Origin of the sequence: Jiella avicenniae (genome assembly GCF_021390325.1) — a bacterium.
GTDB lineage: Bacteria > Pseudomonadota > Alphaproteobacteria > Rhizobiales > Rhizobiaceae > Jiella > Jiella avicenniae.
The window spans coordinates 116278-135958 of record NZ_JAJUWU010000014.1 but is presented as its reverse complement, the minus strand read 5'-3'; the positions used below and the strand labels follow the sequence as shown (position 1 = coordinate 135958).

Sequence of the window (19681 nt, the reverse complement as noted above, 5' to 3'; positions counted from 1 at the left end):
CTTGGCCCAATCGGGGCACGCCTCGATTCACGGGATCGGCACGACGTCGACGAAATGGTCCGTCGCCTGCGGTCCCGCGGTGACGAAGGCGCCGGCGATCGGCAGGGCATCCGAATAGTCACGGCCGACGGCGACGACGATGTGATCGTCGCCGGCGAGGATGCCGTTGGTCGGATCGAAGCCGACCCAGCCGATGTCGTTGCCGAGCCAGGCTTCGACCCAGGCATGCATCGCGTCGGCGCCCTCCAGCCGCGGCTGGCCCTCCGGCGGTTCGGTGCGCAGGAAGCCGCTGACGTAGCGGGCCGGAATGCCGTTCGCCCGCAACCCCGCGATCATCACGTGCGAGAAGTCCTGGCACACGCCGCGGCGTTCGGTGAAGGCCTCGGTGACGCTCGTGCCGACACTGGTCGAGCCGGGGAGGTAGGCGAAGTCCTCGCGGATGCGCTTCGTCAGCGCCAGCACGGCCTCGCCGGCCGGCCGCGCCGCCGCTTGGAAGGTTTGCTCCACATAGGCTGTCAGCGCCGGCAGCGTTTCGATCCGCCGGCTGGGGCCGAGATGGTGGAGCGGCGAGGCGCCGTCCGCGTCGCGGGCCGCGAGCGCGTCCTCCGCGACATCGACGAGACCGGGCGTGACGGCGAGGGGCGGCGGCACCCGTTCGACCGTCACCGTCGCTTCCATGAGGACCGTCAGCTCGGTCTGAGGCGTGAAGAAGGCGATGGCGTCGACCGCGTTGCCGAAGAAGTCCCTCTCGCGCGCGTGTTCGCCCGGCCGCGGCGTGATGGCGACCGCTATCTTCCGCAGCGTCTGGCCGGCACCTTCCCGCGGGCGAACGCGCAGAAGGTGCCGGGCGTCGCTGACCGCGGAGGGATAGTCGTAGGTGATCTTCAGCCGGATGGCGTATTTCATTCCGGCCCCCCGCTCCATTCGGCCGCCGCACGCGGGCTGGACAGGAGATAGCGTTGGGTGAGGAGGTCGGAGATCAGCGCGAGATCGCCGACGATGCGATCGAGAAAGGCGGTGTCGACCTCGCCGGCGTCGGCCGTCTGGAGCCGCACCTTGAGCCGCGCGAGACGGCGAAGCAACAGGTCCGGCGTCTCGCCGAGATGGACGCCGGGAAGCGCCGAGGTGACCTCCGCCAAAGTGTTGACCTGAAAGGCCAGAGAGCGCGGATTGAGCGGATCGAGCACGGCGAGATCGACCACCGTCTCCTCCGACAGATCGACCGAATAGCGCCGGCGATAGGTGACGGAAGAATCGGTGAAGGTCAAAATCGCCTCCAGCGCTCCGGCCGGCGGCTCTGCCGCGAGCAGCGCCGAGACGGTCGCCGCCGTCGCCTGGCCGCGTTCCAGCGCCCGGCCGCATTGCATGAATCGCCAGCCGGTGAACTGGTACATGTTTTCGTGGGCGAGACCGGCGAAGCCGGAAAGATGGGTGAGGACGGAACTGGTCAGGCCGACGACGTCCTCGTCCTTCTCGGCAATGGCCTCGAGGATCAGCGCGACGACGTCCTTCAGGGTGCGCCAGGCGTCGGGCGAAAAGCGCTCGCGGATGCGCGAGGCGGTGTCGGCCGCCTGCCTGGCGAGGGCGAGAAGGCCGCGCTCGGGACGCCCGCCGTCGATCTCGACGCCGTAGTCTTCGAGGATCGTGGCGATGCGCGCTTCGAGTTCGCCCTCGCTCCAGCCCTCGCCGGCGCGGGCGGCATGGAGCCGCAGCAGCCGCGCCGCCACCTCGCCGCGCTCGGCATAGCGGCCGAGCCAGAACAGATTGTCCGCCGCCCTCGCAGGGAGCGCGCCGGGCAGGCGCCGGGCGAAGCGATCGCCGTTCTGGCCGAGCAGCGTCACCGGCTTGGCGGCGGTGTCGGAGCCGATCCAGACGTCGATCGAGCCGCCGCCGCGCTGCATCGAAATCACCCGGGCATCGCGGGAATCGGCCACCCGCGCGAAACCGCCCGGCATGACGTGCCAGCCGTCCTCGTCCCGCATCAGGAAGGCGCGAAGCGTTACCGGCCGCGGCTCCAGCCCCTTCCTGCCCCAGACCGGCGTCGTCGACAGGGCGGCGATCTCCTGACCGACGAGGGCGACGCCCTCGCTCGTCGAGGCGGGAACCTTGCGTCCGCCCGCATCCGGCCGGGTCGCGGTCTCGCCCATCACCGGAAAGGGCGGCGCGCCGGGGAAGGCCGGGCCGAGCTGCAGCCGCGCGGCGTTCTCCTCGACGAAACGACGGATCTTTTCCTGCCCGCACCACCATGTGGCGATGGTCGGCAGCGTCAGGTCCTCGCCGACGAGGGCCCGAGCCAAGGGCTTCTGGAAGGCGAGCAGCGCCGGGGTTTCGAGGATGCCGGAGCCGAGCGCGTTGACGAGGGTGAGTGCGCCCGAGCGCACCGCCCGGGCAAGACCGGGGGTACCGATGCGCGAGCCGCCGAAGAGTTCGAGCGGATCGCAGAAATCGGCGTCGAGCCGCCGCCACAGGACGCGGATCGGCTGGAATCCGTCGACGGTCCGCACCTCCGCCCGGTCGTCATGGACGACGAGATCGCCGCCTTCGAGAAGCAGCAGTCCGAGATAGCGGGCGAGATAGGCGTGTTCGTAATAGGTCTCGTTGTGGGGGCCGGGCGTCAGCAGGCCGATCCGGGCGCGTTCGGGCCCGCCGAGGGCGAACAGCATCTCCCGGAACCTGCGGAAGAAGCCCGCGAGACGTTCGACGTTGAGGGCGCGGGAGACGTCCGGAAAGGCCTTGGAGGTCGCGACGCGGTTTTCCAGCGCGAAGCCGGCTCCGGACGGCGCCTGGGTGCGGTCCCCGAGCACCCACCAGCGCCCGTCCGGACCTCGGCCGAGATCGACGGCGATGAACGAGAGGAGCGGCGCGCCGATCCCCGCCTGATCGGCGAGGGGCCGCAGGAACTCGGGATTGCGGCCGAGGAGAATGCCCGGCAACACGCCGTCGGCGATGACCCGGCGCTCGCCGTAGAGATCGGCGAGCAGCGCTTCGAGAAACCCGGCGCGCTGGACGAGGCCGGCACTGAGTTCGGCCCATTCTGCCCGGTCGATCACGAGCGCCGGATGGCCGAGCGGCCAGTCGTGGCTCTGCTCGCTGCCTTCGCCATAGACCCGGTGGAACACGCCGGCCTCGGAGAGATATTGACGCGAGGAGGCAAATCGCCGGGCAAGCTCCGCCTCCGGCATGGCGCCGAGCTTCGCCATCAGCGGCGCGTAATGCGGGCGGATCCTGCCGTCCGGCGCGATCATCTCGTCCCGACCATTTGCGGCGAGCGCTGCATAGCGGCGGAGAAGATCGGGTTCGGGGAGCACGGATACCAGCAGTTGGATGAACGTTCGCCATCCTATACCATCCTCGGCGAAGCGCTGAAAAATCTCGACCCAGTTGCGCGCTCCCGCCCAGATTTTCTCCGGCACGCAGGGCAACGGATAAATTGTCGCAGCGAGCCGTTATTTGAGCGATTGGCCTTGTGCAGGCTCGGCGCCTGCGCGAAGTGGTGGCCGAAGGGATTTGCGGCGAGGGCTGGTCCGCGTCGTTCGACGCGAATGGCAGCGCCTGTCGATGAACAATGCGGATCCCTTCAATGCTTCTTTCCCGACGCGGCCTTCTGACCCTCGGGCTCGTGCCCCTTGCGATGGGACTGCCCGACCCGGCATGGCCGAAAGGCGAGGCCGAAGCGCGGCAGGAGGATGGTCCCGAGTTTCGCCGGCTCCCGGGAGGCGAAGCACTGGAATACGGCGAGCCTTCGAAGTTTTCGTTCGAGCGTCTGGCCGCGGTCGCAAGAGACAAACTCGAGACCCCCTACGTCCCGGCGCCGGATCCCGCGCCGGATGTCCTTTACAAAATCGGCTACGACCAGCACGGAGAAATCTGGCAGCCGGCTCGCAAGGCGCTCTTCGCCGAAGGCTCCCGCGACGGCGCGGTGTCGTTCTTTCATCTCGGCGAGCTGATGCGTCGTCCGGTGAAGGTGTTCGCCGTCGAGGACGGCGAGGCTCGCGAGGTGCTCTACCGTCGCGGCTATTTCTCGTTTCCGGAAAACAATCCGGCGCGGGAGATGCCGGATGACGCCGGTTTCGCCGGCATCCGTGTCCACGAGCCGAGCGACGGCGGGACGGGACAGCCGGGAGACTGGTTGGCCTTTCTCGGCGCCTCCTATTTCCGCTCTTCCGGCGACCTCAAGCAATATGGCATCTCGGCCCGGGGCCTCGCGATCGACACGGCCGCTCAGGATGGGGGGCCGGAAGAGTTTCCGGACTTCACGCGCTTCTACGTCGAGCCGATGCGCGGCGGCGTCATCACCATCCACGCGCTTCTCGAAGGGCCGAGCGTCACCGGTGCGTTTCGCTTCGAGGTGACGCATTTTCCGTTCGTGAAGATGGACGTCACCGCACGTCTCTTCATGCGCAAGGGGGTCCAGCGCTTCGGGGTCGCCCCGCTGACTTCGATGTTCTGGCATTCGGAGCAGAAGAATTGGGTCGGAGGTGACTTTCGGCCGGAAATTCACGATTCGGACGGTCTGGTGGTGACGCGCGAGGGCATGCCGCCGCTGTTCCGAGCCCTGACCAATCCGAGCGAGGTGACGGTCACCCGCTACCCGGCGAAAGGCCTGAAGACCTTCGCTCTCGTTCAGCGCGACCGGAACTTCGAAAACTACCAGGATCCGGCCGCTTTCGAGCGTCGGCCCAATCTCGTCGTTCAACCCGTGGAGGGCTTCGACCAGGGCGAGATCCAGCTCGTCGAGCTGCCGACGAACGCAGAATACGGGGACAATATCGTCGCCTTCTTCGTGCCGGAGGAGCCCGTTTCCGCCGGAGACGAGATGGCGCTGCGCTACCGCCTCTTCTGGTCGGGCAACGAAAATCCGACGCCGCTCGCCCGCTTGGACGGTCTTCGCTACGGCCGGAACCGGCCGAACTACGGCGCCATTGAGGGCGAGCGCGACGAACGCACCATCCTTGCCGACTTCGTGGGAGCCGAACTCGCCGTCCGTGAACCCTCGACCGACTTCGTATCGATAGAGTCGGATGCCTTCCGGATCTTCAAGCCGAGCGTCTCACGTCTTCCCGGCAGGATGGATGCCTGGCGGCTCTCGTTCGACCTTTTCACGACGGATCGAGAACCGGCCGACGTTCGGATCATCCTGAAGGATGGTGAAAAGATCCTGTCGGAAGAGGCCGAGTTCCGTGTCTGGCCAGATCCGGAGAAATGAGTCCGGCAAGCTTCGGCCGAAGCGTTCGAAGCTTGCCGCAATCGGCGAGCCGACGGATCGGCTCCCGGCCCCCTACGTCACCGCCAGCCCCGCCGGTCTCCTCAGATCGAGCGTTGCCGGGAAGGACGGGTCCGGGATCTCGCGGACGGGCTCGAAGGCACCCGGTGTGTGGCCGATGTCCTGGAAGCGCGCGAGCCGTCTTGCCTCGGCCTCGTAGGCGTTGACCGGGAAGACGTCGTAGTTGCGCCCGCCCGGATGGGCGACGTGGTACACGCAGCCGCCGAGCGAGCGCTTCGACCAGCGATCGTAGATGTCGAAGGTGAGCGGCGCGTGGACCGGGATCGTCGGGTGAAGGCCCGAGGCCGGCTGCCAGGCCTTGAAGCGGACGCCCGCGACCGCTTCCTTGCCGCGGCCGGTCGCCATCATCGGCACCTCGCGGCCGTTGCAGGTGACGACGTGGCGGCCGGGAATGAACTCCGAGAGCTTGACCTGCAGCCGTTCGACCGAGGAGTCGACGAAGCGCACGGTACCGCCGATCGCGCCGGTCTCGCCCATGACGTTCCAAGGCTCCAGCGCCTGGCGGAGCTCCAGCGTGATCCCCTCGCGCTCGATCCTGCCGCAGAAGGGGAAACGGAACTCGGCCTGGGCCTCGAACCATTCCGGCTTCAGCGGATAGCCAGAGCGGGCGAGATCGGCGAGCACGTCCTGAAAATCCGCCCAGACGAATTCCGGCAGCATGAAGCGGTCGTGAAGCTGCGTGCCCCAGCGGACGAACTTGCCCTCTTCCGGCTCGTTCCAGAACTTCATGATCAGCGCCCGGATCAGGAGCTGCTGGGCGAGGCTCATCCTGGCGTCCGGCGGCATCTCGAAGCCGCGGAACTCGACGAGGCCGAGCCGGCCCGTCGGCCCGTCCGGCGAATACAGCTTGTCGATGCAGATCTCGGCCCGGTGGGTGTTTCCGGTGACGTCGATCAGGAGATTGCGGAACAGCCGGTCCGTCAGCCAGGGCGGGGTGGAGAACTGGTCCCGCGTCACCTGCGCCATGGCGATCTCGAGCTCGTAGAGCTGGTCGTGCCGGCCCTCGTCGACGCGGGGTGCCTGGCTGGTCGGGCCGATGAACAGGCCCGAGAACAGGTAGGAGAGGGACGGGTGGCGCTGCCAGTAGAGGACGAGGGACTTCAGAAGGTCCGGCCGGCGCAGGAAGGGCGAATCCAGCGGCGTCGCGCCGCCGACGACGACGTGGTTGCCGCCGCCCGTGCCGGCATGCTTGCCGTCGATCATGAATTTGTCGGTGCCGAGCCGCGACTGGCGGGCGTCCTCGTAGACGCCCATGGTGATCGCCTTGGCCTCTTCCCACGACGCCGAAGGGTGGACGTTGACCTCGATGACGCCTGGGTCCGGCGCGACGCGGATGACGTTGAGGCGCGGATCGGCCGGCGGCGCATAGCCCTCGATCTGCACCGGCAGGTCTTCGCGCTCGGCGATCTCCTCGATGGCGCCGAGAAGATCGAGATAGGCCTCCGTCGATTCCAGCGGCGGCATGAACACGCAGAGCTTGCCGTCGCGCGGCTCGATCGACAGCGCGGTGCGCACGTGGCCGACGATCTCGCCCGACGCCGGTGCGAAGGAGCCGTAGGTCGGCATCAGGCCGCCCGCGGCGGCGCCTTGCGGGAGCGGCGGCAGCGGCTGCATCTCCTGGCGCATCCGCCCGTCTGCGCCGATCGACTGGCTCATGCCGTCGGATGATTGCGAGGAGCCGCCCGAACCGCCGAGATGCTGCTGCATCTCGACCCGGCCCCATTGCTGGCGGCTCTGGGGCGGCAGCGGCGGGAAGGGCTGGGTCGGATCGTCGGGATGGATGAAGGGGAAATCGGAGGGCCCGAGATGCGGCAGGGCGGCCAGCGGCAGGCGGTAGCCCATGGCGGAATCGCCGGGCACGAGGAAGAGATGGCGGCGCCGCGTCGACCAGCGCTCGGACAGCCAGCGCACGCCCCGCGCCCGCGCCTGCCACGCCTGGACCGGCAGAACGTGGCCGGTCGGATTGGGCAGGCCGCGCTCGAACACTTTGGCAAGACGGGCGCGCTCCTCCCGGTCTTCCAGCTTGGAATCCGTCGGCTCGACGTTTTCCGGCAGTTGCGACTCGCGCAGCAGCCAGTAGCCGGCGTCCTCGAAGGCGGGCAAAACGTTGTCGGCATCGACGCCGATCGCCGCGGCCACGGCCCGGGTGAAGCGTTCGGATTCGGCCGGCCCGACCTTCGCCCCGGTCTTTTCCCGGGCGATCGCCTGCGGATTCCGCCAGATCGGCGCGCCGTCTTTCCGCCAGTAGAGCGAGAAGGTCCAGCGCGGCAGCGTTTCGCCCGGATACCATTTGCCTTGGCCGTAATGCAGGAAACCGCCCGGCGCGAAGCGATCGCGCAGGCGGCGGATCAGATCGTCGGCGAGGCCGCGCTTGGTCGGCCCGGTCGCGTCGGCGTTCCATTCCGCCGCCTCGAAGTCGTCGATCGAGACGAAAGTCGGCTCGCCGCCCATGGTGAGGCGGACGTCGGCGGCTTTCAGCTCGGCATCGACCCTTTTGCCGAGTTCGTCGAGATCTTCCCAGCTTTCGTCGGAAAACGGATAGGAGACGCGCGGGCGCTCGGCGACGCGGGTGACCGACATGGCGAAGTCGAATTCCACCTCGGCATAGTCGACGGCGCCGGAAATCGGCGCGGCCGAGCGGTAATGCGGCGTGGCGGCGAGCGGCACGTGGCTTTCGCCGGTGAGGAGCCCCGAGGTCGGATCGAGGCCGATCCAGCCGGCGCCGGGCAGGTAGACCTCGGCCCAGGCATGCAGGTCGGTGAAGTCCACGCTGGTGCCGGCCGGCCCGTCGAGGGCGACCTTGTCGGGCTTGAGCTGGATCAGATAGCCGGAGACGAAACGGGCGGCGAAGCCGAGACGACGCAGGACGTTGACGAGCAGCCAGGAGGTGTCGCGGCAGGAGCCGGAACCCTTTTCGAGCGTCTCCTCCGGCGTCTGAACGCCCGGCTCCATGCGCACCAGATATTCGATGCGGTTCGCGATCGTCTGGTTCAGCCCGACGAGGAAGTTGACCGTGTGGGTCTCGGAACGGTCCAGCCTTTCCAGAAACTGCTCCAGCAGCGGGCCGATCGGCTCCGGGACCAGATAGGCGGCGAGATCGCTCTTCAGGATCGGATCGTATTCGAACGGCCAGGCCTCGGCAGCCTCTTCCACGAAGAAGTCGAACGGGTTGTAGACCGTCATGTCGGCGAGGAGATCGACCTCGATCTTGAACTCGGTTGCCTTCTCCGGGAAGACGAAGCGGGCGAGATAGTTGCCGAACGGGTCCTGCTGCCAGTTGATGAAGTGGTTTTCCGGCGTCACCTTGAGGGAATAGGACGGCACTTTGGTGCGCGAATGCGGCGCGGGGCGAAGCCGGATGACCTGTGGGGCGAGATTGACGGGACGATCGTATTTGTAGTGCGTCAGGTGGTTGAGCGCGGCAAGAATCGACATGATCGCTTTCGTTCGTCCCGTTTGATGTCCCGCCTAAGCTTATCGTCCTCATGCGGTGCGGCAAGGCGCGTCCATCCACTATCTGGGAAGGCGGAAAGAAACGGCGCGTGATTTTCTTTGGGGAGAGTTTCGGCGAGGGAACCGGGGCCCCTCGTAAACATTGATGCGCGCAATGGTTTTCCGCGCAGGTTGCGCGCCCGAGGTCACCCCATGAAGCTCTTTTCCTGCCCGGCCTGCTCGCACGTGGTGTTTTTCGAGAACGTCGTATGCGTGCGTTGCAATCACGCGCTCGGCTACGAGCCTGGAAGCAATCGCATGTTGGCCCTCGAGCCGGAGGACGGCATCTTCGTTTCGGCCGGCACGCATTCCGACGGGGCCAGCTGGAAATATTGCGCCAACTATCAGTATGGCGTCTGCAACTGGCTGGTCACGGGTGAAAGCGCCGACCAGTTCTGTCAGGCCTGCCGCCACAACGTCACGGTGCCGGACGTATCCGACCCGCAGAACCTCGCCCGCTGGCAGAAGATGGAAATCGCCAAGCGGCGGATGTTCTACACGCTGCTGCGGCTCCGTCTGCCGCTCTCCACACGCGACGAGGAGGAGGAGGGCCTCGGCTTCGATTTCCTCGCCGAGATCCCGGGCGAGCCGCATGTGATGACGGGCCACGACAACGGCCTCATCACCATCGCCCTTGCCGAGGCCGACGACGCCGAGCGCGAGAAGCGCCGCACTTCGATGGGGGAGCCTTACCGAACCCTCCTCGGCCATTTCCGCCACGAGGTCGGCCACTGGTACTGGGACCGGCTGGTGCGCGACGGCAATCCGGGCGCGCTGGAGGCCTGCCGCGCCGTCTTCGGCGACGACAGCGAGGACTACGGCGAGGCGCTGCAGCGCCATTACGAGAACGGCCCGAAGCCGAACTGGCAGGACGAATACGTCTCGTCCTATGCCGGGGCTCACGCCTGGGAAGATTTCGCCGAGACCTGGGCGCATTACCTCCACATCGTCGACAGCCTCGAGACCGGCCACTGGTGGGGCGTCTCCGTCGATCCGCGGGTGCGCGACTCGGGACTTTTGACGACGACGATCGACTTCAACGTCTACCGTGACGAGGAGCCGATCGACGACATTCTCGACGCCTGGCTGGCGCTGTCGGCGGCCCTGAATTCCTTCAACCGCTCGATGGGCCATCAGGATCTCTATCCCTTCGTCGTCTCCGAGACGGTGAAGGGCAAGCTCGGCTTCATCCACGATCTGGTGCGGGGAAAGGTGGAGTGAAAGCATCGCGCGCCGGCGACCCGCGACACGTCAGCAGGACAGAGACGGAAATGATGGTTGCAGTCGGAGTGCGTCCAATGTCGCGTTGCACTTCCACAGGATCGCCCGATCGACGGTGGGCGCGGCGCCGACTTCGAGACGTCCGAAAGGTCGGCAGAGTTTCTGCCGTTAAATGGCGTGGACGTCGTCTACCGTCACCTGCGACCTCTTTGCTAGGCTAGCTTGCGCATTTTGTGCGATGTCGATTCGCGGATCGAGCGACGACGCGATCGGGTCATTCGCACGTAAATTCTCGTCGAGGTGGGGCTGGCAGGGCAGTATCCCGCTTTAGTTAGAAGGCGGTGCGAAGGGCGATGGGGCGCTATGACGTCGAGGCCCTACAGCCGGTATTCTCACGATCAGCCTTCAGGGACGGGGACTGACCACATGGCACGATCTGCCAATCAATTTGCATTCGAGACACGATGGGGCCCCCGCTTCGTGGACGGCGGGACCGAGTTCCGCCTCTGGGCACCCTCCGCGCCGTCGATCCAACTCGCGCTCGGCGACGGGGCCGGCAAGCCTGCGGACTTCCTGGCGATGGAGAAGGATGCCGGCGGCTGGTGGCGCGTCGTCACCGATCGCGTCCGACCGGGGGATGCTTACGGCTTTCGCCTCGAAAGCGGCCTCGTCGTGCCCGACCCGGCCTCGCGCCGGCAGGTCGGCGACGTCCATTCGCTGTCGGTGCTGGTCGATCCGACGGATTACGAGTGGAAGACCGCCGGCTGGAACGGTCGGGCCTGGGAAGAGTCGGTCTTCTACGAGCTTCACACCGGCACCTTTTCCCCGAGCGGCGACTTCGCCGGCATCGTCGAGAAGCTCGACTACCTGAAGGACACCGGCATCACCGCCATCGAGCTTCTGCCGGTCGCCGAGTTCGGCGGACGCCGCGGCTGGGGATACGACGGCGTGCTGCTCTACTGCCCGCACGACGTCTATGGCGGCGAAGCGGGGCTGAAGCGGCTCGTCGACGCGGCGCACGAGCGCGGGCTGATGGTGTTTCTCGACGTCGTCTACAATCACTTCGGGCCGGACGGAAACTACATCGGCTCCTATGCGCCGGAGTTCTTCCACGAGGAGATCCACACGCCCTGGGGCGCGGCGATCGCCTATGACGAACAGCCAGTGCGCGACTTCATGATCGACAACGCGCTGTTCTGGCTTGAAGAGTACCGCATCGACGGACTGCGCCTCGACGCGATCGATTCCATCAAGGATACCACCGACACGCCGCTGGTGAAGGAACTCGCCGCGCGGGTGCGGGAGACCTTTCCCGGTCGCCACGTCCACATCACCACCGAGGACGACCGCAACATCACCTGGCACATCGAGCGCGCGAACGGCCAACCGATCCTCGTCTCCGGCGAGTGGAACGACGATTTCCACCACACCGCCCACGTCGTCGCGACCCATGAGGAAGAGGGCTATTACGCCGACTATTCCCGCAAGTCCGTGGCGCAGATGGCCAAGGCGCTGGCGACGGGCTTCGTCTTCCAGGGCAACCATTCGCAGCATCGCGGACGCGAGGTCGGCGTCTCGTCCGGCCATCTGCCGCCGACGGCCTTCGTGAATTTCCTGCAGAACCACGACCAGATCGGCAACCGCGCCTTCGGCGACCGACTGGCCGATCTCGCCTCGCGCCGGGTCGTCGAGTGCCTGCAGGCGATCCTGCTCTTGTCGCCGCAGATCCCGCTGATCTTCATGGGCGAGGAGTTCGGGGCCACCGACCCGTTCTGCTTCTTCACCGATTTCGACGGCGAGCTGGGGGCGGCCGTGCGCGAGGGGCGTCGGGCCGAGTTCAAGAAATTCGCCGCCTTCCACGACGAGGACGCGCGCAAGCTGATCCCCGATCCGAACGCCGAGACGACCTTCGAGGCTTCGAAGCTCGACTGGTCGGCGATCCAGCGGCCGACCTATCGGCGGCGCCTCGAAATGGTGAAGAGGCTGCTCGACAAGCGCCAGAGGCTGATCGTGCCGCTGTTGCGCGGCGAATTGCCGGGCGGATGCGGCGAACATCACGTTTCCGACGACACGCTCGCCTTCGTCGTCGCCTGGCATCTGAAGGACGGGGCGGTGCTGCATCTCTTCGCCAATCTCGACGACGAGCCCTGGGCGCTCCCGTCCGACGTCGTCACCGGCGACCTTACCTGCGGCGAGCTTCTCCATGCGCATCCGAAGGGCGCCGAGGAGGCACTGAAGACCGGCGTCCTGCCGGGCCCCTCCGTCGTCTTCCGCCTCGAAGGCCAGAAGCTCCTGACCGGGATCGCCCGATGACCGGCCGCCTCGACCGCCTCGCGGCGAGCCACGGGATCCAGCTCGCCTACGTTTCCGAACTCGGCGAGGACCGGGTGATCGACGACGACGCCAAACGCGCTCTGCTTCGCGCCCTCGGCGTCGACCCGGAAGAGGGCGCCGAAGGCGACTTCCACGACGGAGCCGAACCGCCGGCGGGCGCCTGTCCGCTGCCGCCGGCGATCGCCGCCCACCGGCACTGGGGCGTCGCCTGCCAGCTCTATGCGCTTCGCTCGTCCCGCAATCTCGGGATCGGCGACTTCGAGGACCTGGCGCGGCTCGCGATCCTCGCGGGCCGGGAGGGTGCCGCCTTCGTCGGCGTCAATCCGCTGCATGCGCTGTTTCTTGCCGAGCCGTCCCGCTACAGCCCCTATTCGCCCTCCACCCGGCGGTTTCTCAATCCGCTCTACGTCGCCGTCGATCACATGGAAGGCGGACCCGAAGCGCTCGAAAGACTGCGCGTCGAGGCGCCGGCCCTCTTCGAGACCGCGGACGGCGACCTCCTCGACTATGTCGGCGTCGGCCGGCTGAAGAGGGCGCTGTTCGATGCGGTGTTTGAGAACCGCAGGGCCGAACTGGAAGACGAACAGGCGTTCCAGCGCTTCGTCGAAGAGGGCGGGCAGGCGCTTGCGGGCTTCGCTCTGTTCGAGGCGATCTCGGAAGATCAGGTCGCCAAGGGCGGGCATGCCGGCTGGCATCACTGGCCGGAAGCGTTGAAGGATCACGGCTCGGCTGAGGTCGCACGCTTTGCCGAGGAAAAGCGCGACCGCGTCCTCTTTCATCTCTGGCTGCAGTTCGAGGCCGAGGAGCAGCTCGCCAGCGCCCAGGCGCGCGCCAAGGCGGCCGGGATGGCGATCGGGCTCTATCTCGATCTCGCCGTCGGCGTCGCGCCCGACGGCGCCGAGACCTGGGCCGATCCGGCGCTCACCGTCAGCGCTGCCCGGGTCGGCTCGCCGCCCGACATGTTCAACAGCCAGGGCCAGGACTGGGGGCTCGCGCCGCTCTCTCCAAAGGCTCTGGCAGAACGGGACCACAAGCCGCTCTTCGACGCCTTCATGGCGCTGACCCGCCACGCCGGCGCGGTGCGGATCGACCACGCCATGGGTCTCGCCCGGCTGTGGTGGATCCCGAACGAGGCGCGCTCGGCCGGCGGCGGCTACGTCCGCTACCATTTCGGCGCGATGATCGACGCCGTCGCCTCGGCCGCGGGCAAGAACCGCTGCCTGGTCATCGGCGAAGACCTCGGCACGGTGCCGCCGGGCTTTCGCGAGGTGATGGCGGGAGCGAACGTCTTTTCCTATCGCGTCCTGTATTTCGAACGCCATCAGGACGGCAGCTTCATCGCCCCCGAGGCCTATCCGCGCCTGTCGCTCGCCTGCATCTCGACCCACGATCTGGCGACCCTCGCCGGCTGGTGGACGGGAAACGACATCGCCCTTCGGTTCGAGGCCGGCACCCAGGACGAGGCGGCGACGAGCCGCGATCGGGCTTCACGCCAGGACGAGAAGCGGATGCTGCTACAGGCGCTCCATCGCTCCGGCCTGCTGCCGGATCGGCTCGAAGCCGAGGTGAGGGGAGACGCGGCGATGCCGCAGGACCTCTCCGAGGACCTCGCCATCGCGATCCACCGCCATCTGGCCAAGAGCGCCGCCCTGCTCTTCGCCGTGCAGCTCGACGAGATGGTCGGCGCGCGGCGCCAGGCCAATCTGCCCGGCACCACCGATCAATATCCCAATTGGCGCATCAGGACGCCGGTGAGCCTCGACGAACTCGGCGGAAACGACCGGTTCCTCGGGCTCGCCGCCGCCATGCGCGAAGAGAGGCCGAAAGCCCCATGAGCCGTTCGCTCGTCGCCACCTATCGCCTGCAGTTCCGGGAGGGCATGGACTTTCAGACCGCGGCGTCGCTGGCGCCCTATCTGAAGAAGCTCGGCGTCAGCCATCTCTATGCCGCCCCGATCTTCGCGGCTGCGGACAATTCCACCCACGGCTACGACGTCACCGACTACAACACCCTCGACGAGGGCCTCGGCGGCGTCGCCGGCTTCACCGCGATGAGCGACGCGCTGTCTTCGGTGGATCTCGGCCTCCTGCTCGACTTCGTGCCCAACCACATGGGCGTCTCGCCGGCCAATCACTGGTGGGAAGACGTGCTGCGCTGGGGCTCGGAAAGCCGCTATGCGCGAAACTTCGACATCGCCTGGGAGGCCGAGAAGATTCTCGTCCCGGTGCTCGGCAAGCCCTATGGCGAGGCGCTGGAGGCGGGCGATCTGTCGGTGCGGCTCGACGAGAAGGCCGGCGCCCTGCGCTTCGACGCTGCCGGCTACGGTCTGCCGATCGATCCGCGCACCTACGGCCACGTCTTCGGCCTGCTCGATCATGCCGAGAAGGACCGTCTGGTCCGACGCTTCTCGGTGGCCACCCCGGCGGAGGCCGACGAACTCGTCGAACGTCTGCTCGAACATCTCGACGACGAGGACTTCGCCCTCGCCCTCCGGCGGGCCGTCGAAACCATCAATGCCGACCGCGGCGCGCTGCATGATCTGCACGAGGCGCAGGCCTGGCGGCTGGCGTGGTGGCGAACGGCACGCGAGAAGCTGACCTATCGCCGCTTCTTCGAGATCGCCGACCTGATCGGCGTGCGGCAGGAATCGCGCCGCGTCTTCCGCGACTCCCATCAGCTGGTGATCAGGCTCGCCCGCGAGCGCCGGCTCGACGGCATCCGCATCGATCACGTCGACGGCCTCGCCGATCCGAAGGGGTATCTCGAACAGCTGCGTCAGGCTTTCCAGTCGGTGCGCCGCTCGCCGTCGATCCATGTCGAAAAGATCCTCACCGGCGACGAGCGCCTTCGCACCAGCTGGGAGATCGAGGGGACGACCGGCTACGAGTTCATCACCGCCCTGTCCGGCCTCTATGTCGATCCCGCCAAGGAAGCGGCGATGACCGCGGCCTATCACGATTTCATCGGCTCCGAACCGGATCTGCGGGCGATGATCCGCGGCCAGAAGCGTTCGATCTTCCAGCGCAACCTCGCCGGCGAACTCTCGGCCCTGACCAACCTCGCGCTCTCCGTCGCCTCGCGCGGACTGTCGACGCGCGACCTCGGCCCCGACACCATGGCCCGGGCGATCGTCGAGGTGGCGGCGGCGCTGCCGGTCTATCGCACCTACGTCTCCGTCGACGGCGTGTCGCGCCGCGACGTCGCGATCATCGACGAGGCGGTCGATCTCGCCATGACCTCCCGCGAGGTCGAGGCCGACGAGCCGATCCAGTTCATCGGCCGGCTGTTGAAGCTCGATTTCGAGGACGGGGCCGATATCGCCGGCGCGCTCGACTTCACCCGCAGGTTCCAGCAGACCACCGGCGCGGTCATGGCCAAGGCCGTCGAGGACACGGTCTTCTACCGCTACAACCGGCTCATCGCGTTGAACGAGGTCGGCGGCGAGCCGGACCATTACGGCGCCGACGTCGAAGCCTTCCACGAGGCGATGCAGATCCGGCTCGAAGACCAGCCGGACGGGATGCTGGCCACCTCCACGCACGACACCAAGCGCGGCGAGGACGCCCGGGCGCGGCTCTACACGCTCTCCGAGGCACCCGAGCGCTGGGCGGAGCTCGTCGGCGAATTCTCCGAAATGCTGAGCGACTACCGCATCGGGATCGAGCCGGGCCTGTCCTCGCCGGATCCCGAAACCGAATGGGGTCTCTACCAGTCGCTGCTGGGCGTGCTCCCGGCCGATTTCGATCCGGCGAACGACGTCCTGCGCGACGAGATCGCGGGTCGCCTCGCCGCCTTTGCCGAAAAGGCCGTGCGGGAAGCCAAGCGCTGGACGAGCTGGACCTCGCCGGCCGAAGCCTACGAAACGGCGCTCGCCGATTTCGTCGCTGCGATGCTCGGGGGCGGCGAAGACACCTCGTTCATCGCCAAATTCTGGCAGGCGGCCAAGCCCTTCGTGGCCGCCGGTGCGCTGAACTCCCTGTCCCAGACCGCGATCAAGCTGGCGGCGCCCGGCGTGCCCGACATCTATCAGGGCACCGAATTCTACGACTTCTCGCTGGTCGATCCGGACAATCGCCGGCGGGTGGATTTCGCCGCCCGAAGCCAGGTGATCGGCGCGGAGGAAAGCCTTGCCGAGGATCTGGCGAATTGGCGCTCGGGCGCGCTGAAGGCGCGGATGACGGCCGCCGGTCTGGCGCTTCGCGCCAGGATGCCGGAGTTCTTTGCCGAAGCCGGCTACGTGCCGCTGTCGCCCGCCGGCCCGCGGGCCGCCCATCTCGTCGCCTTCGCGCGGCAGAAGCGCGAGGACGGCGGCGACAAGACCGTCGTCGTCGTCGCGCCGCGCCTGACGCTGACGCTCCTCGACGGTGCCGAGGACCTGCGGGTGGCGGTCGACGGCTGGGAGGGAACGACCGTGCCGTTGCCGGAAGGGGTGGAGATGCGTGGCTGGCGCAATATCTTCACCGGCGAAACGCTCGCGCCGACCGGCGATCTCGACATCGCCGCGGTGTTCAAGGATCTGCCCGTCGCCATCCTCGAGGCGCTGTGAGGATCGCTCGGCGAGGGCATGGGCGAGGGCGAAGCTTGCGACGGCCCTGCCGGATCGTCCGTCAATTGGGGAGGCGACAATGACCATTCGCGCACTCGTCTGGAACGAGTTCTTTCACGAACGGCACAACGATACCGTCAAGGCGATCTATCCGGACGGCATTCACCGGACGATCGCCGATTTCCTCGGCCAGGAGGAGGGCATCGAGGCGTCGACCGCGACGCTTCCCGAGCCCGAGCATGGCCTGCCGCAGGAGCGGCTCGACGAGGCCGACGTTCTGCTGTGGTGGGGCCACAAGGCCCATGGCGACGTGGACGACGCGGTCGTCGACCGGGTGGCGGAGCGTGTCCACCAGGGCATGGGGCTGATCGTCCTCCATTCGGCGCACTTCTCCAAGCCGTTCAAGCGGCTTATGGGAACGCCCTGTTCGCTCCGATGGCGCGAGGCCGGTGAGCGCGAGCGGCTGTGGGCGGTCAACCGCTCCCATCCGATCGTTCAGGGTGTGGGCCATTCGATCGAACTGCCGAATGCCGAAATGTACGGCGAGCCGTTCCTCGTCCCCGAACCGATGGAGACCGTGTTCATCTCCTGGTTCGAGGGGGGCGAGGTGTTCCGTTCGGGCCTCACCTACCAGCGCGGCGCGGGCCGGATCTTCTACTTCCGCCCCGGCCACGAGACCTATCCGATCTACCACAACCCCCAGATCCAGCGCGTGATCGTCAATGCCGTGCGCTGGGCCCACAATCCGGCCGCCGCCTGGACGGACGTATCGGCAGCGCCGAACGTGCCCGTCGAAAAGGCGCCGGAGAAGATCGAGCGAAAGGGCGGCTCGCTGCACAAGCCCGGAGAGCAGGGCTACCGCTAGGCGCGGCAGGAGGCTTCCGGGACCCGATCGTCCGATCGGCAATCGACGACCGGGTCCGTGCGCGGGAGCCGGAAGCGCCAGCCATCGACCTTCCAACGGGTGACACCTGCGATGATGAGCGAACTAACCCCCGCCGGGGGCGCGACGTCCGCCGGCGAAAAGCGGATCATGATCCTCGGCACCGGCGCCATCGCCCATCGCCATGCCGAGCATTTCATCTCGATCCCCGGCTGCCGGGTGGTCGCGGCCTGTGACGTCAATGCCGAGCGGGCGCGGGCCTTCGCGGTGCTGCACGGCATCGAACGGCCTTTCGCCGATCTCGCCGACGCTCTGTCATGGGGCGAGTTCGACGCCGTGGTGAACGCGACGCCGGATGCCGTTCACAAGGCGACGACGCTTCAGGTGATCGCCGCCGAAAAGGCGATCTTCTGCGAAAAGCCGCTGGCGCTGAATGCCGAGGACGCCTTCGAGATGGTCGGCGCGGCCGAACGGGCCGGGTTGATCAACATGGTCAACCTCACCTATCGAAACGCCCATGCCATCCAGATGGCGCGGCGCATGGTCGAGGCCGGCGAGATCGGCGAAGTCCGCCATGTCGATGCGAGCTATCTGCAGAGCTGGCTGACCGGCAGCCACTGGGGCGACTGGCAGACCGACGAGCGCTGGCTCTGGCGGCTCTCCTCCGGCCACGGCTCGAAGGGCGTTCTCGGCGACATCGGCGTCCACATCCTCGACTTCGTCACCTACGGGTCCGGACAGGGCATCGCCGCGCTGCAGGCCCGATTGAAGACCTTCGACAAGGCGAAAGGCGGGGTCATCGGCGCCTATACGCTCGACGCCAACGATTCCTGCGCGATGACCGTGGAGTTCGACAACGGCGCCCTCGGCGTCGTTCACATGAGCCGCTATGCCACCGGCAAGGCCAACGATCTCGACCTGATGATCCACGGCACGACGGGCGCGCTGAAGATCTGGTCGAACACCACCGAATCCAGTCTCGAAGCCTGTCTCGGCGAGGACATCCACACCCAGACCTGGCGCCCGGTCGAATGCCCGCCGACGCCGCGCAACGCCGACCGTTTCGTGCTGGCGCTTCTGTCCGGCGTCAACGGCCAGCCGGATTTCCGCCATGCGGCCGAGGTGCAGAAGCTCCTGGATCTCGCCTTCGTCTCCGATGCGGAGCGGCGGATGTTGCCCGTGGTGCTGCCGCCGGCGTAATCGGTTTACGCACCCCTCTCAAAGGAGTCTCTACGTTGCTTGTCCCGTTCAAACTGAGCCTGCATCGATGGAGGAAGTTTCACAGCATGCACTCGCTTGCCCTTTTCCCTTCGCCCGCCTGCGTAGCGCATCTTGGCGTCTCCATAATCGAATATATTAGTAGCTCGTAATTCACCTATTTCGTCGCACTCAAGTATTCTCCCGTTACCCCAGTGGTGAACATGGTCAATGACAGCATCCCGATCAGGGCCAAAACCTCTAAGTTCGATGTCTGTTTCACAGCCTCGAGCATATAAGTGACTCAGGCGCGCTGCAATCCTTCCCATATCACTCTCCACATAACTCCAGCTGATGTCACTAAGTTTTCCTGTCTGCGGGTATCTCTTTGATGTTGCGCGCATCTAAATCATCGACCTCATCGATGTCGCTATGGCGCCGACCTTCGGAAATGCGGTGATTTTCATAGACGATACGCTTCGCTTTCCTAATACTGAATAGGGGGTTTGCTTTTTCGTTTTCGTCTTTCATCGTCGCATACTCCATTGCCAGCCAGAGTAGCGATGCGATGATGAGGAGCAACCCAAACCAAAACACCGCCCCAAGCAGTTCAGCGTCGGCAACTGCAATTGCGATTCCACCAGCAAAAAGCGCCACCGCAAGCGTCCATCGCATCGATTTTTTCATGGGCCAACAGTCCGAATTCTAGAACAAATGATAAACA

General features: G+C 66.6%; 11 protein-coding genes. 7 read left to right on the top strand and 4 right to left on the bottom strand.

From position 1 onward, the window contains the following. Window positions 1–27 precede the first annotated feature (27 nt). Together LZD57_RS14140 and LZD57_RS14135 are read right to left on the bottom strand one after the other, a co-directional pair. Window positions 28–906, bottom strand: coding sequence for a transglutaminase family protein (locus LZD57_RS14140; RefSeq protein WP_233720127.1), 879 nt, complete (start codon window positions 904–906; stop codon window positions 28–30). Continuing rightward, window positions 903–3413 carry a circularly permuted type 2 ATP-grasp protein gene (locus LZD57_RS14135; protein WP_233720126.1) on the bottom strand — a complete coding sequence of 837 codons (2511 nt, stop codon included), beginning with the start codon at window positions 3411–3413 and terminating at the stop codon, window positions 903–905. Before LZD57_RS14135 ends, LZD57_RS14140 begins: the two co-directional genes overlap by 4 nt. Window positions 3414–3580: 167 nt before the next feature. On the opposite strand from LZD57_RS14135, the gene LZD57_RS14130 reads away from it, so the two are divergent. Then, a complete protein-coding gene (locus LZD57_RS14130; RefSeq protein ID WP_233720125.1) occupies window positions 3581–5206 on the top strand; it encodes an OpgD/OpgG family glucan biosynthesis protein in 1626 nt (541 codons plus the stop codon). 72 nt (window positions 5207–5278) lie between these two features. Here LZD57_RS14130 and LZD57_RS14125 read toward each other — a convergent pair whose 3' ends face one another. Then, window positions 5279–8719 (bottom strand): transglutaminase family protein, encoded by a 3441-nt coding sequence (locus LZD57_RS14125; RefSeq protein ID WP_233720124.1) that lies wholly within the window; start codon window positions 8717–8719, stop codon window positions 5279–5281. A 210-nt stretch (window positions 8720–8929) separates the two neighbouring features. On the opposite strand from LZD57_RS14125, the gene LZD57_RS14120 reads away from it, so the two are divergent. The 6 genes from LZD57_RS14120 (at window position 8930) to LZD57_RS14095 (ending at window position 18960) form a co-directional block, all read left to right on the top strand. Beyond that, a complete protein-coding gene (locus LZD57_RS14120) occupies window positions 8930–9997 on the top strand; it encodes a zinc-binding metallopeptidase family protein (protein ID WP_233720123.1) in 1068 nt (355 codons plus the stop codon). A gap of 480 nt (window positions 9998–10477) precedes the next feature. Continuing rightward, window positions 10478–12310: a malto-oligosyltrehalose trehalohydrolase gene (gene treZ, locus LZD57_RS14115; protein ID WP_233720122.1), complete on the top strand. Its 1833-nt coding sequence runs from the start codon at window positions 10478–10480 to the stop codon at window positions 12308–12310. Next, window positions 12307–14166 (top strand): 4-alpha-glucanotransferase, encoded by a 1860-nt coding sequence (malQ, locus tag LZD57_RS14110; protein WP_233720121.1) that lies wholly within the window; start codon window positions 12307–12309, stop codon window positions 14164–14166. Before treZ ends, malQ begins: the two co-directional genes overlap by 4 nt. Beyond that, a complete protein-coding gene (gene treY / locus LZD57_RS14105) occupies window positions 14163–16877 on the top strand; it encodes a malto-oligosyltrehalose synthase (protein WP_233720120.1) in 2715 nt (904 codons plus the stop codon). Before malQ ends, treY begins: the two co-directional genes overlap by 4 nt. 79 nt (window positions 16878–16956) lie before the next feature. Beyond that, window positions 16957–17742 (top strand): ThuA domain-containing protein, encoded by a 786-nt coding sequence (locus LZD57_RS14100; protein WP_233720119.1) that lies wholly within the window; start codon window positions 16957–16959, stop codon window positions 17740–17742. Window positions 17743–17856: 114 nt separating this feature from the next. Further along, complete coding sequence (locus LZD57_RS14095) at window positions 17857–18960, top strand: Gfo/Idh/MocA family protein (protein WP_233720118.1); 1104 nt, start codon at window positions 17857–17859, stop codon at window positions 18958–18960. A 357-nt stretch (window positions 18961–19317) separates the two neighbouring features. Here the strand turns inward: LZD57_RS14095 and LZD57_RS14090 are convergent, their stop codons facing one another. Beyond that, window positions 19318–19644 (bottom strand): hypothetical protein, encoded by a 327-nt coding sequence (locus LZD57_RS14090; protein WP_233720117.1) that lies wholly within the window; start codon window positions 19642–19644, stop codon window positions 19318–19320. Window positions 19645–19681: the final 37 nt, after the last annotated feature.

Excerpts from the sequence above, each read along its gene's own strand:
- LZD57_RS14140 (WP_233720127.1), bottom strand. The coding sequence starts at position 906 with ATGAAATACGCCATCCGGCTGAAGATCACCTACGACTATCCCTCCGCG.
- LZD57_RS14125 (WP_233720124.1), bottom strand. The coding sequence starts at position 8,719 with ATGTCGATTCTTGCCGCGCTCAACCACCTGACGCACTACAAATACGAT.
- treY (WP_233720120.1), top strand. The coding sequence starts at position 14,163 with ATGAGCCGTTCGCTCGTCGCCACCTATCGCCTGCAGTTCCGGGAGGGC.
- LZD57_RS14120 (WP_233720123.1), top strand. The coding sequence starts at position 8,930 with ATGAAGCTCTTTTCCTGCCCGGCCTGCTCGCACGTGGTGTTTTTCGAG.
- LZD57_RS14095 (WP_233720118.1), top strand. The coding sequence starts at position 17,857 with ATGAGCGAACTAACCCCCGCCGGGGGCGCGACGTCCGCCGGCGAAAAG.
- LZD57_RS14130 (WP_233720125.1), top strand. The coding sequence starts at position 3,581 with ATGCTTCTTTCCCGACGCGGCCTTCTGACCCTCGGGCTCGTGCCCCTT.
- malQ (WP_233720121.1), top strand. The coding sequence starts at position 12,307 with ATGACCGGCCGCCTCGACCGCCTCGCGGCGAGCCACGGGATCCAGCTC.
- LZD57_RS14100 (WP_233720119.1), top strand. The coding sequence starts at position 16,957 with ATGACCATTCGCGCACTCGTCTGGAACGAGTTCTTTCACGAACGGCAC.
- LZD57_RS14090 (WP_233720117.1), bottom strand. The coding sequence starts at position 19,644 with ATGAAAAAATCGATGCGATGGACGCTTGCGGTGGCGCTTTTTGCTGGT.